Genomic DNA, 12,366 nt, shown 5'->3' with positions numbered 1-12,366 from the left:
AGTAGTCAAAATTGAAGACTTTTCAAATAGTCAGCAATTAAAATTGGCTTTGGTAACCGTTCTGTATCAGATGGTTTACAAAAAATTAAACCTTCCGGCAACTGTACTTCCCGACCCTCCGGAACCTCGATCAGCCAGAACCGCGCCCGGATTTTCTGGTGGGATAAAACGTGGGTTCGTTCGTCGGATAAACCCTTCAAAATTCCCTCCTGCAGAACCCAGTTCAGAACCTTTCCTTCCGGTAATTCCCGGAATGCTTCCATCGGTTCTTCGGTTTCAATCAGGCAAAAATCATAGAGATGCTGCCAGATGTCTTTCGCGGTGCGCTCTTTCAACGCGATACGGTCGCCCTGACGGATCACAATGTAGTTAAAAAAACGTTCGCGGACGGCGGTTTTCTTGCTTTTAACCGGTAACATCCGCTGCCGACCGGTCAGGTAGGCCCGGCAGCGCTGCTGCAACGGACAGATCAGGCAGTCGGGTGAAACCGGGGTGCACTGAATGGCGCCGAATTCCATGATAGCCTGGTTGTAGGTAGCCGGATTATCAGACGCCTGAATGAGTTGGTTGGCCCGTTCCGAAAAGATTTTTTTGGCATTATTGGTCGTAATGTCCACGTCAATGCCGAAAACCCGGGCCAGAACGCGGTATACGTTTCCGTCTACAACGGCTGCTTTTTCATTGAACGCAAACGAGGCAATGGCAGCCGCCGTGTAGGGGCCAATACCGGGTAACTTAAGCAAACCGGCATACGTTTCGGGAAACCGCCCTTCGAGTTTTTCGGCCACGTACTGAGCGGTTTTGTGCATATTCCGGGCCCTTGAATAATACCCGAGGCCCTGCCAGAGCCGCAGCAAATCGCGCTCGTCGGCCCCGGCCATGGACTGGACCGTGGGATAAGCCGCCAGGAAGCGTTCGTAGTACGGACGGCCCTGCGCTACCCGCGTTTGCTGGAGAATAACCTCTGATAACCAGATGGAATACGGGTCGCGGGTGTGCCGCCAGGGCAAGTCCCGCTTGTGGTGTTCATACCACCCCGTCAAGGTGGTGGCAAAACCGGTCTTTGAGTCGTCTAAGTCTGAAAACCAATCCAAAACAATTCGTAACTTGGTGTCGTTGAGAAGAAAAAACAAAGAATAGTGTTTTTTCTCTAACAGGAAAAATCTACCTTTGTGCTCCCAATTTGGAGAGGCTTTTTTTTCAACAACTGATTGAACCTTAAAGTTTAGTACGAACGTGACGAAAGCAGACGTAATCGCAGAAATTGCCGAGAAGACAGGAATCGACAAGGCAGATGTTCAACACACCATTGAGACGTTCTTTACCGTGATCAAGAATAATCTGGCGAAGAATGAGAACATCTACGTGAGAGGGTTCGGTAGTTTTATCAACAAAAAGAGAGCCCGTAAAGTGGCCCGGAACATCTCCAAGAACACGGCGATGGTTATTGACGAACATTTCATCCCGAGCTTCAAGCCGGCTAAAGTGTTTGTTGAGCAGGTTAAAACCCAGGTTAAACGGAACGAAAACGTTTCGGCTTAATCATTAGGAAGACAAAAGAGGTGAGATGTTAGACAAGAGAATAATCTCGTATCTCTTGTCTAATTTCTCATGTCTGCTAACATGAACAAATCTATATTTCTCGTCATCGGTGTGGGCGTACTGTTGACGGTGGGCCTGTACAGTCTGCCGAATGTAGTTGTTCGTAACGAGGACCGGAAACTGACCAACGAACGGACCACCGATCCGGCTACGGCCGTTCGCGATTCGGCGGTGCTACGCACCGACCGTTCGGATTTGCATACAGCCAGCCTTTCGCCCGAACAGCAGAAGGAACTGAACCGATTAAGCAGCCGTTTTGAGTCGGTAGATGACAAGCAAAAACCGGTTGTCGGTCAGGAGTTGATTCAGGCATACCGGAAAGTGAGTCGGTTCGACAGCGCAGCCCGGATTTCCGAACAACTGGCGACACTCGCTCCAACCGAAGCGAACGTGCTCAGAACCGGCGACTTGTATTACGAAGCGTACGGGTTTGCCGTTGATAATCAGAAACTGGCAGACTTCGGTAAAAAGACCCGGGATTTTTACCAGAAAGCACTCGACAGCAACCCCAATCTGTTGGCGGCTAAAGCCAATATGGCGATGACGTACGTAACGACGGACACGCCGATGAAAGGAATCATGCTGCTGCGGGATGTGCTGAAAGAAGATCCGACGAACGAACTTGGGCTGTTCAATATGGGCCTGTTGTCGATGCGTTCCGGGCAGTATAACCGGGCCGTAGAGCGGTTTCAGGCTATTCTGGCCAGTCATCCGGACAATACCAAAGCGCAGTTTTACCTGGCCATCAGCCTGAGCGAGATGGGTCGCAAAGAAGAGGCTCGAAAATTGCTGGCTAAAGTGAAAGAACGGGAAAAAGACCCGACGATTCAGGCAGCAGTGAAAGAACTGGAAAAGAATTTGTAACCTGAGCGGGACATGGTTTTAATGGATTAAATGGCTAAAAAGGGTTGTAATGGGTAAAGGATTTACTAATCCAGCCATGTTGACCATTTAAGCCATCCAACCATTCCAACCATAAATCCATTCAGCCATTTTTAATCATTTAACATATTTACCATTATGCCTTGCGGAAAGAAAAGAAAACGTCACAAGATTGCTACCCACAAGCGGAAGAAGCGCCTGAGAAAGAATCGCCATAAGAAAAAATAGGTAAGCCGCCTGCGGGCGGGGTGTTACCATACGGGCCGGCCAATCGGAGGACTTATTCGCTTGTGCACCAGGAACTTAACTGGATGCCAACGAACCGATTGCCCGGCCTTTTTATATATTTTTCAGGCCTCTTAACCGCATATTCATCTTGTGAGTAACGAATTAGTAATTAGTTCGACTCAGAAAGGTGATCGGATAGCACTTTTGCAAGACAAAAGACTGCTGGAATATCACGTTGAAGAGTCGGACAGCAGCTTTACCGTCGGCGATATTTACTTAGGAACAGTTAAAAAATTAGTGACGGGCCTCAATGCGGCATTTGTCGACATTGGCTACGAAAAAGATGCATTTCTGCATTATTTGGACTTGGGCTCCAACATTAATTCGCTTAACAAATTCACGAAAGACGTTATCGCCAAACGGACCAATACCGGCCGGCTGAATAATTTCAAGCTGGAACCCGAGATCGACAAACTCGGGAAAATTGATAAGGTATTGGGTAAGAACGCACCCATTCTGGTGCAGGTTGTCAAAGAACCCATCTCGACCAAAGGCCCGCGCTTATCCTGCGATATCTCCATCGCGGGGCGGTATCTGGTATTGGTACCCTTTGCCAATACGGTCAATATGTCCAAAAAAATTACGGATAAAGCCGAACGCACGCGCCTGATGCGCCTGATGTCGTCGATTAAACCGCAAAATTTTGGCGTTATCGTCCGGACGGTCGCTCAGGGAAAAGACGTTGAAGAACTGGACCGCGATTTGACCAATTCCCTCGAAAAATGGGAAAAAGGGATCGCTCTCCTGCGCGACGCCAAACCCCGCGACCGGATCATTGGTGAGATGAACCGCGCTTCGTCCATCCTCCGCGACATGCTGAACGAGTCGTTCGACAGCATTACCGTCGATTCCCGGGAGATGTACGATGAAATTAAAACGTACATACACACCATCGCCCCCGAAAAAGAGAAAATCGTCAAGTTCTATTCGAACAACAAGATGAAGGTTTTCGAACAGTTCGGGCTGGAAAAACAAATCAAGTCGCTGTTCGGCCGGTCAGTGAGCCTGAACGGGGGCGGTTACTTGATTATCGAACACACGGAAGCGCTTCACGTTATCGATGTCAATAGCGGTAACAAATCCAATTCTGAGGAAGATCAGGAGGCTACGGCGGTCAGCGTAAACAAGGAAGCTGCCAAAGAAATTGCCCGCCAGCTCCGGCTGCGCGATATGGGTGGAATCATCGTCATCGATTTTATCGACATGAAGAAACCCGATAACAAGAAAATGATTTTCGACGTGATGCGGGAAGAAATGAAAACTGACCGCTCGAAATTCACGATTTTGCCGTTGACGAAGTTTGGGCTGATGCAGATTACCCGCCAGCGCGTTCGTCCGGAAATCAACATTGTTACCAAAGAAGTTTGCCCGACCTGTGGCGGCACCGGAACCATTCAGGCCAGTATCCTGATTACGGATGCGATCGAACAGAATTTAGAATATATTTTGACCCGCCAGAACGAGCGTGGTGTGCAGATTATGATGCATCCCTACCTCTACGCGTACTACACAGCAGGCTGGTATTCGAAACAGATGCAGTGGTTTATGAAACACAAAACCTGGGTCAAATTGATCAAAGACAGTTCGTTCGGTATCAACGAATTCAAGTTTTATAACAAACAGGGCGAAGAGATTGAGGTGGCAGCCACCTAATTTCAGTCTCCCGTTTTTACGCAGAAAGCCACTTGAAAAGGTGGCTTTCTGCGTTTAGCTACCATTTCAGCCGTTCGAGCCGGCCCGGATCCGTAACAACGATTTTGCCGTCGCGCAGATCAATGATGCCTTCGTCCCGAAAGTCTCCGAGCGTGCGGATCAATGATTCGGTGGCGGTGCCGGAGAGCATGCCCAATTCTTCGCGGGTGAGCGAAACCGTCAGAGCGGTGCCGGATTCGGCCTGAAACCGCCGGACGTATTTCAGCAAACCGCTGGCGACGCGTTTCCGCAGGGAATTGTAGGCCAGGCCCAGCAACTGCCGCTCCTGATCGGCGATGGTGTTGGCGAGGAGTTTGATGAACGACCGCGCCACGTCGGCGTGGCAAAACAGCAGATTCAGAAAATCGTCTTTGGGAATGTAACAGAGCGTCGAGTCCTCCAGCGCCAGCGCGGTGTCTTCATACGACCGGTTTTCGAGCAGGGCGGTATAGCCGAAAAAATCGCCGGGGCCGTACAAACCCGTCACCAGTTCCTTGCCTTCGGCGTTTTCGCGCTGGGTGCGGACCTTGCCACTTTGCACGAAATAAATCTTCGTCGGATCGTCGCCCTCGGCATAAATGACCTTCCGGCGCTTGATCGGATGCCCAACGCGGTTGGCCGCCAGCGAAGCCAGGCCGTCACGGTGCTGAACGTCATTCAGAAAATCGCCCAGCGTATGAGCCGTATTGGCCGGTGACCGCCGTTGGTCGGCCAGCCGCAGCCGGGTTTCGATCGCGCCAATCAGTTCCGCTTCGCCAAACGGTTTGGTCAGGTAATCGTCGGCCCCGAGTTCCATACCTTTCCGGAGGTCGGCACGCTCGGCTTTGGCGGTCAGGAAAATAAACGGAATTGCCATCAGATCCGGATGATGACTGAAAATCTGCAGCACGCCGTAGCCGTCCAGGCCGGGCATCATGACGTCGCACAGGACCAGATCGGGTTTGTCGGTCAGGGCCAGTTGCACGCCTTCCTTGCCCGACCCGGCGGTTTGCACCCGGTAGCCCGAAAGCTCGAGCAAATCGGCCGTATTGAGCCGCAATTGGGGTTCATCTTCGATCAGCAATAGTTTTCGGGCGGCCATCAGTTCGTATTTTTTAAGCCATTGGCGGTTTCGTGAACTTCGTGGGCGGACAGTTTTTCGCCGTGTAACGCTTGCTGCAACAAGGTATCGAGCAACTCGGTCAGATGCTGAATCTGGGCCTGAATAGCCAGACTCTGCTGCTGTTGTTTCTGCGGATGATCGAGCCGGGGCAGCAGGGCCACCGCCGTTTGCATGATGGCCAGGGGCGTGCGAAACTCGTGCGAAATGGCCGAAATAAACTCCGATTTCCGGTGGCTCAGTGCGTATTCCTGATCAAGCAAGGTCGCCAGAATCAGGAGATAACCCTGTTCGTCGGCTTCGTCGACCATCATTCGCGTCCAGACCCAGAAAACCTCGCCCGTCGAATGCCGTCGCCATTCGACCCGCCCCCGCCAGCTTCCGTCGCGCCAGAGGGGTTCGAAGCGGTCCGAGAATTCGTCCGGCCGAAAACCGTCTTTCATAAAACCGTTGGGATACCTGCCCGAATAATCCGCCAGCGAATCGAGATCGAGCAGCGCCAGGCCCGCCGGATTGATCTGCAGCGGCCGCAGCGTGGCCCGGTCAAAAATTCCGAAAAACGAGTCGGAATCGTTGGTAAACAGGGTGAACAAACGGCCGAGAGTAGCGTCGGTTAACATGGCGTAGAGGGTTTGGCATACACAAAAATAAACAGGATTGGCGGGTGAAGTACTGACCACCGTCAGTACTATTTTCTATTTGGCATCATCAAAAGTGTCGCCCGGCCCGCCATCTGCCACGGCTGCGTTAATTTTGGCGTATGGTCGTTGTAAGTTAACTTGTAACACCGTAGTTTGTCAACCATGAAACCGTCTTCGCCCCCGCCGGTTACTGCCGATTTGTTCCAGCAACTCGAACCGGTTGTGCTGGAGGATCTGTACCATTATGCGCCGGTTGGTTACCACTCGCTGGACGCCGACGGGCGGTTTTTGCTCATCAACGAAACCGAACTCCGGTGGCTGGGCTACACGCGTGAGGAGGTGATTGGCCGCCGTTTCTTTTCCGAACTGCTGCCTGCCGACCAGCGGGCTTTTTTCACGGAACAGTTTGAGCTTTTCAAGAAAACCGGGGTGGTGAAAGACCTCCGGTTTACGCTTGAACGGCAGGACGGCAGCCATTTTCCGATTCTGCTCAACGACACCGCCATTTACGACGAAGACGGCCGGTTTCTGATGACCCGCACGGTGGTACTCGATCTGACCGTGCAGCAGGCTCTGGAAGATCAGATTTTTCAGAAAAACGAAGAACTGAATTCCCTCAACGAACAGCTTTTCGCGCTCAACCAGACCAAAAACCGCTTCATTGGCGTGGTAGCGCACGACCTGCAAAACCCCATTACCAACCTCCGAATGCTGGCGGCCAAGTTCCGCAAAACCGCCGAAACGCTGACGCCCCGGCAAGCGCAATGGGTGGAGGAAATAGACGAAACCGCCCGGCACATGGGCGAACTGATCCAGCAAACGCTGGACGTCAACCGCATCGAGCGCAACGCCAACGCGCCCCAGTTCGCCGACCTGAACGTGTTGCCCCTGCTGGCCGAACTCCTCAACCGGTTTACGTACCTGGCCGAGCGCAAGGCCATTCGTCTGCGGTTTTTGAGCGAACAAGCCGAAGGGCGGGCGTTTACCGATCCGGCTTACCTCACCGAAATTGTGGAAAATCTGATTTCCAACGCCATCAAGTTTTCGCCCGGCGGCAAAACCGTCCGGCTGACGGTGCATTCGGACGAAACCGCCCTCCAGATTGGTGTTGCCGATGAAGGCCCCGGCGTTCCTGTCGACGAGCAGGCCCGGCTTTTCGGGCGGTTTGCGGTGCTGAGTCCCCGGCCCACGGCGGGAGAATCGTCGTCCGGTTTGGGGTTGTCCATCGCCAAAGAATACGCCGACCAGCTTGGCGCCAGCCTCCATTACGAAAACCGCCCCAACGCCGGAGCCACGTTCATCCTGCGTCTTCCCACCCGCCCGCGTTAAATTCACAAAACCGCTTCCCTTTCCACCCTGAGAACAAACACGCTCCGCCAAACTCCCCTCTGCCCTTACCCCCACGGCCTCTACCTCAAACCCTGACCACAATCAGTAAAAACTCCTGCCGACGGGCAGGCTGCGGGGAGTCGCCAGCGCCGACCTTTGTTTCAGTCAACCAATCGTCACCCATTTAATTCTTAAACAACCATGAAAACGTTAAGTATTGCCCTGCTACTCACCGGCTTGTCAATTGGAGCCACTCAGGCACAAAGCCCTCTGGAAGATCAATCCGTAACCATCACCCACGTCAAGAAAGGCGAAGAACCGCAGCAGGTGATGGATGCCGTTAAAGCCGATTTTCCCAACTCGATTGTCACGGATGTGGCCTTTCTGCCACACGCCCTGTACGGCCACGAATGGGCGGTCAGTGAGAACAAAAACACCGATGAAAACATCGAAATGCTGTATTACCGGGTAGCCGCCAACAGCCCGACGCTGAATTACACTGCGGTTTATAACAAAGACGGCAAATTGCTCAGTTTCAAGGAAATCGTCAAACAGGCGCTTCTTCCGGATGCCGTTACCAAAACCATCAGCAATCAGTTTGCGGACTGGAAAATCGTGGGCGATCAGGAACGAATCCAATATGGTAAATCTTCCTCTAACTATTACCGCGTCGAACTGGCGAAAGGCAAAGCACGGGAAAAAGTGTTTTTCGACAGCAACGGAACGGTTTTGCGTAAAGTCAAAAAAATCAGAGTCTGATTGAGTTCGTGTTCAACCCGCCATTTGGCCGCGCAACACCGGCGGAATGGCGGGTTCAGGGTGTCCGTTTTCGCAACCGCACCCGGTTTTAACCGATACATGCCATGAAAACGAATCTGAATTTCCCCACCACCGCCCCTCACGCAGTCGATCCGGTCGTGTTGTTCAATAGAAGCTGGCCGTCACGGGTTATACTCCTGTTGAGCCTCCTGTTTTGTGTTTTCCAACCGGCGGTTTTTGCACAAACCGGTCACGACCAGTCCGTTGCGGCATCGATTGCTCCGTACAGCGCAACGGTCCGCCAGGCAATTTTGTCGGCCAGCCAATATCCGCAAATCCTGAGTCAACTTCAGCAAAGCCGCACCCAGACGCAGCAGGCGTTTCAAAATCTCGTCGGCGGTTTTAATCAGACCAAGCAAGGCTGGTTTTACGAACTGACCCGGTATCCCGACGTGTTGCACACGCTGGCCACCGAACCTTCAAACCTGAGTACGGCAGCCGTGGAGAATCTGTTGCCCAAAAATGCGACCGACGAATTGAAAACCGCAGCCTGGAAGCTATATCACAACCACCACGCGGATCTGGTTCAGGCCGATCAGCTCAACCAGCAGGCCGGGCAAACGTTCGGGCAGATCATTCAACCGCTCGATGCGCCGGTGCAGGACGCGTTTCGCCAGTTGATCAGCCTGCCCGATGTGATGACTCTGCTCACCGATCACCTCGATCTGACCCGCCAGTTGGGCGATCAATACCGGGCCGAAGGATCGGCGCTCGTTCAGCAGCTGACCGCTTTGCACGACAGCCTGTCCGTTCAGGATCAGTACGAAGTGTCGGCATTCCAGCAGGAACTCGCGGATAATCCGCAGGCCGGACAGGAACTGAATCAGGCGGCTCAGGATTACGCCAAAAGCAACGGGTATATCATCCCGCCCGTGCCCGCCGACAACACGCCCACGACGACCTACACGTATAATTATTTCGCCAATCCGTATTCCTACTGGTTCGGGTACCCGGGCTGGTACGGTTCGGCGCTGTGGTATCCGGGGGCGTATTGGGCCGGTTTTGGATTTGGTTTTGGTCTGGGTACGTACGGCTTATACGGTTTTCCGACCTACGGTTTTTCCAACTGGTTTTTCAACCGGGGTTACTACCGCAGCTATCCGCATCTCTACCGCCAGTTTGGGAATTATTACCAGCACAATGTGGCTCAAAACCGGGTGCTGGGGTCGGTCAACAGCGGTTTTATGCGGGTGGCCCAACAGCATTATAACCCCAATGCGGGCGGGCGGCTCAATTTCCTGACCTCGCCCGGTGCGTTCAGCCGCCCGGCCGGAACCCTGAATCAGGCCGGGGCACGGGTTAGTACGTTCAGTCACCCCAGCGCCAATGTGTACCACGCCCAGGGCTGGGGCGGCTTCAGCAACCGGGGATTTAGCGGTGGCGGTTTTCATGGAGGTGGTTTCCACGGCGGCCGTCGATAAAAAATAATGTAAATTGCGACCGGTTTTGCAGTTGATTTGTTGTCAATAAAACCGGTTGCGGTTTTACCCAATTCATTCACGCTTTTCGATACGAAAACCGCCTGGTTTTCGTATCTATTTTATAAATCAATTCGTTTGTGTCTGTCTGAGATGTACCCCTGTAAAGCGGCCAAATACGTTTTCGCTCTCTTACTGCTCTGGTTATCAGGCGGTCTGAACGAATCCATTGCCCAAACCGCCGGGGTCGACTCCACCCAAACCGATTCGACCGTAACGACCGACCGGCCCGCTGTCCCTCAGCGCGACATTCTGGATCTGCTGCGGGCGGTTCTTCCGGGGCGGTTTTTGAAGGAACGCGACACAACGAAACTGCAGGCCGGACGGCCGCTGGTCTGGATTATTCCGCAGGTTGGCTATTCGATTCAAACCAGTTTCCAGGCGCAGGTTCTGGGGAATATCGCCATAAGACGACCATCGGCCAATGTCTCGACCCTCGTTTCGTCGGTAATCTACACGGCCAATAACCAGCAGTTGCTTACCAGCACGCTGAATTACTGGTTTCCCCACAATACCTGGAACCTGACGTCCGACCTGCGGCTGATGCACTACCCGCAACCCACTTACGGCCTGGGGATGAACACCAGCACCGACCATGTGATCAACATGGATTACAACTACCTGCGGGCCCACGCGACGCTGCTTCGGCGCATTGCCCCGAATCTGTACGGTGGTCTGGGACTGCAACTCGACCTTCACTGGAACATTAAAAGCTGGGACGCCCGGCACGAACGGACGGCCATTTCGCGGTATCCGTACGGGATAACGGGTCGCTCGGTTTCGTCCGGGCCGATTCTCAACCTGCTGTACGACAACCGCCCCAACTCGATCAGTCCGCTAGGCGGAGAATACATCAGCGTCATTTTTCGGGATAACGTGACCTGGCTCGGCAGCGATACGCACTACCAGTCGATGCTGCTGGACCTGCGGAAATATGTATCGCTTTCCACGCGTAAACCGGAAAATGTTCTGGCATTCTGGTCATACAATGCGCTGACAATCAACGGAAATCCGCCCTTTCTGGATTTGCCGGCCACGGCCTGGGACACCTACGGCAACATGGGACGCGGCTATATTCAGGGCCGTTACCGGGGCAAGGATCTGCTGTATATGGAGACGGAATTTCGGTTTGGTATCACGGCCAACCGGTTGCTGGGCGGGGTTGTCTTCGTTAATTCGCAAACCGTCAGCAACACCAGCACGAGCGCAGCCTCGCCGGAACAAAAGCTCCAGTTCGGCCACGTAGCCCCGGCAACCGGTTTGGGCCTCCGGTTTCGGATGAACAAACTGTCGCGCACGAATCTGGCTCTTGACTACAGCGTTGGCACCAGGGGCTCGCGGGGGATTTATTTTAACCTGGGCGAGGTGTTTTAGAAAGGCAAATGAAGTGTTCCGGGCAGCGGTTATTTCCGCTGCCCGGAACGGTTTTATTTTAAAATCGGCTCGAGGGCTTCCCGGTTTTCGTCGAGCCACTTCGTGATGTCGGTTACGATTTCTTTGATTCCCAACTCCGGTTTCCAGCCGGTCAGTTTGGTTACTTTGGTGTTATCGGTCACGTAAAGCCGGATGTCGGCGGCCCGGTTTTCGGCAATGTTGCTGATCGGGATGGTTTTTCCGGTTACTTCCTGACAGATTTTCGTCAATTCCTGCAGAGACGCGCTGCTTTCGTTGCCGCCCCCCGCGTTCAGAATTTCACCGTTGACCTGATCGATGTTGTGTAACTCCCAGTCGATCAGTCGGTAAAGATCAGCGATGTGGAGCATATCCCGGGTTTGTTTGCCAGTCCCGCCGTAGCCAATGTACGCCAGTTTCTGCTCGAAATAATGCTTGGCAATCCAGAGTACCATCACACCCTGATCGACCTTGCCCATCTGCCACGGACCCGTAATGACCCCGCAGCGATTGATGACGGTTTTCAGACCGAAAAACTCCTGGTATTCCTGAATGATCAGTTCCGACGCCAGTTTGGTCGTACCGTACAGCGAACGGGCACCGTCGAGCGGAAAATTCTCGGCAATTCCTTTCGACGAAACACCCGGAATGGGCTGGTTATCAGAAAGAACAAACCGGGTTTCGTGTTCATCGAAATTGAGCGTTTCGATGGCCTTGATGGGGTAAACCCGGCTGGTGGAAAGAAATATGACGTTGGCCTTGGACTTCAGCGCAAAGTTGAGGCAGTTGACCGTGCCAAATAGATTCGTGTTGATCAGGTAATCCGGTGTTCCGGTCAACCCCGCCAGTACCGACGGTTCGGCCGAGGCTTCAATCAGGGTATCGACGGGCGGAATGGGATCGAAATCTTCCTTGTTCCGGATGTCGCCGTGGACAAACTGAATACCGGCTTTGGTCAAGCGGGCGACGTTCAGTTCGGAGCCTTTTCGCTTGAGGTTATCGAGAACAAAAATTTCGTAGTGTGGGTAATTGGACTTGAGGGACAAGGCCAGTGAGGAACCAACAAAACCGGCTCCGCCGGTGATCAGTATTTTCATTGAATTGGAGGTTAATCAGCTATGGATTAGTTAATTGTGAATGTTCT

The 12,366-nt window shown here is 53.0% G+C and carries 11 protein-coding genes; 7 read left to right on the top strand and 4 right to left on the bottom strand.

What is annotated here, in order from left to right:
- Positions 1 to 5 precede the first annotated feature (5 nt).
- Positions 6 to 1,094: an A/G-specific adenine glycosylase gene (mutY, locus tag GJJ30_RS02665; RefSeq protein WP_154172864.1), complete on the bottom strand. Its 1,089-nt coding sequence runs from the start codon at positions 1,092 to 1,094 to the stop codon at positions 6 to 8.
- A gap of 142 nt (positions 1,095 to 1,236) precedes the next feature.
- On the opposite strand from mutY, the gene GJJ30_RS02660 reads away from it, so the two are divergent.
- From GJJ30_RS02660 to GJJ30_RS02650, 3 genes are all read left to right on the top strand, one after another.
- Positions 1,237 to 1,542, top strand: coding sequence for an HU family DNA-binding protein (locus GJJ30_RS02660; protein ID WP_124875949.1), 306 nt, complete (start codon positions 1,237 to 1,239; stop codon positions 1,540 to 1,542).
- Between the two features lie 81 nt (positions 1,543 to 1,623).
- Positions 1,624 to 2,466, top strand: coding sequence for a tetratricopeptide repeat protein (locus GJJ30_RS02655; RefSeq protein WP_154172862.1), 843 nt, complete (start codon positions 1,624 to 1,626; stop codon positions 2,464 to 2,466).
- Positions 2,467 to 2,862: 396 nt separating this feature from the next.
- Positions 2,863 to 4,425, top strand: a complete 1,563-nt coding sequence (locus tag GJJ30_RS02650; RefSeq protein ID WP_310588164.1) for an Rne/Rng family ribonuclease — start codon at positions 2,863 to 2,865, stop codon at positions 4,423 to 4,425.
- Positions 4,426 to 4,483: 58 nt separating this feature from the next.
- On the opposite strand, the gene GJJ30_RS02645 is transcribed toward GJJ30_RS02650, so the two are convergent.
- Positions 4,484 to 5,545, bottom strand: a complete 1,062-nt coding sequence (locus GJJ30_RS02645; protein WP_154172857.1) for a response regulator — start codon at positions 5,543 to 5,545, stop codon at positions 4,484 to 4,486.
- Positions 5,545 to 6,183 carry a histidine kinase dimerization/phospho-acceptor domain-containing protein gene (locus tag GJJ30_RS02640; protein ID WP_154172855.1) on the bottom strand — a complete coding sequence of 213 codons (639 nt, stop codon included), beginning with the start codon at positions 6,181 to 6,183 and terminating at the stop codon, positions 5,545 to 5,547. Before GJJ30_RS02640 ends, GJJ30_RS02645 begins: the two co-directional genes overlap by 1 nt.
- 183 nt (positions 6,184 to 6,366) lie before the next feature.
- On the opposite strand from GJJ30_RS02640, the gene GJJ30_RS02635 reads away from it, so the two are divergent.
- The 4 genes from GJJ30_RS02635 (at position 6,367) to GJJ30_RS02620 (ending at position 11,204) form a co-directional block, all read left to right on the top strand.
- The gene (locus GJJ30_RS02635; protein WP_154172853.1) at positions 6,367 to 7,533 is read left to right on the top strand and encodes a PAS domain-containing sensor histidine kinase; all 1,167 of its coding nucleotides are present in this window, start codon (positions 6,367 to 6,369) and stop codon (positions 7,531 to 7,533) included.
- Between the two features lie 201 nt (positions 7,534 to 7,734).
- A complete protein-coding gene (locus GJJ30_RS02630) occupies positions 7,735 to 8,292 on the top strand; it encodes a PepSY-like domain-containing protein (protein WP_154172851.1) in 558 nt (185 codons plus the stop codon).
- A 104-nt stretch (positions 8,293 to 8,396) separates the two neighbouring features.
- Positions 8,397 to 9,773 carry a hypothetical protein gene (locus tag GJJ30_RS02625; protein WP_154172849.1) on the top strand — a complete coding sequence of 459 codons (1,377 nt, stop codon included), beginning with the start codon at positions 8,397 to 8,399 and terminating at the stop codon, positions 9,771 to 9,773.
- Positions 9,774 to 9,923: 150 nt separating this feature from the next.
- Positions 9,924 to 11,204, top strand: coding sequence for a BamA/TamA family outer membrane protein (locus GJJ30_RS02620; RefSeq protein WP_154172847.1), 1,281 nt, complete (start codon positions 9,924 to 9,926; stop codon positions 11,202 to 11,204).
- Positions 11,205 to 11,257: 53 nt separating this feature from the next.
- Here the strand turns inward: GJJ30_RS02620 and GJJ30_RS02615 are convergent, their stop codons facing one another.
- The gene (locus tag GJJ30_RS02615; RefSeq protein WP_154172845.1) at positions 11,258 to 12,319 is read right to left on the bottom strand and encodes an NAD-dependent epimerase/dehydratase family protein; all 1,062 of its coding nucleotides are present in this window, start codon (positions 12,317 to 12,319) and stop codon (positions 11,258 to 11,260) included.
- Positions 12,320 to 12,366 lie beyond the last annotated feature (47 nt).

The organism is Larkinella terrae, from assembly GCF_009668025.1.
GTDB lineage: Bacteria > Bacteroidota > Bacteroidia > Cytophagales > Spirosomataceae > Larkinella > Larkinella terrae.
Note: the sequence above shows the minus strand (reverse complement) of the source record. Positions and strands in the feature narration are given on the sequence as shown.

Coding starts and splice junctions, on each gene's coding strand:
- GJJ30_RS02655 (WP_154172862.1), top strand. CDS start 1,624: ATGAACAAATCTATATTTCTCGTCATCGGTGTGGGCGTACTGTTGACG.
- GJJ30_RS02645 (WP_154172857.1), bottom strand. CDS start 5,545: ATGGCCGCCCGAAAACTATTGCTGATCGAAGATGAACCCCAATTGCGG.
- GJJ30_RS02640 (WP_154172855.1), bottom strand. CDS start 6,183: ATGTTAACCGACGCTACTCTCGGCCGTTTGTTCACCCTGTTTACCAAC.
- GJJ30_RS02635 (WP_154172853.1), top strand. CDS start 6,367: ATGAAACCGTCTTCGCCCCCGCCGGTTACTGCCGATTTGTTCCAGCAA.
- GJJ30_RS02630 (WP_154172851.1), top strand. CDS start 7,735: ATGAAAACGTTAAGTATTGCCCTGCTACTCACCGGCTTGTCAATTGGA.
- GJJ30_RS02625 (WP_154172849.1), top strand. CDS start 8,397: ATGAAAACGAATCTGAATTTCCCCACCACCGCCCCTCACGCAGTCGAT.
- GJJ30_RS02620 (WP_154172847.1), top strand. CDS start 9,924: ATGTACCCCTGTAAAGCGGCCAAATACGTTTTCGCTCTCTTACTGCTC.
- GJJ30_RS02615 (WP_154172845.1), bottom strand. CDS start 12,319: ATGAAAATACTGATCACCGGCGGAGCCGGTTTTGTTGGTTCCTCACTG.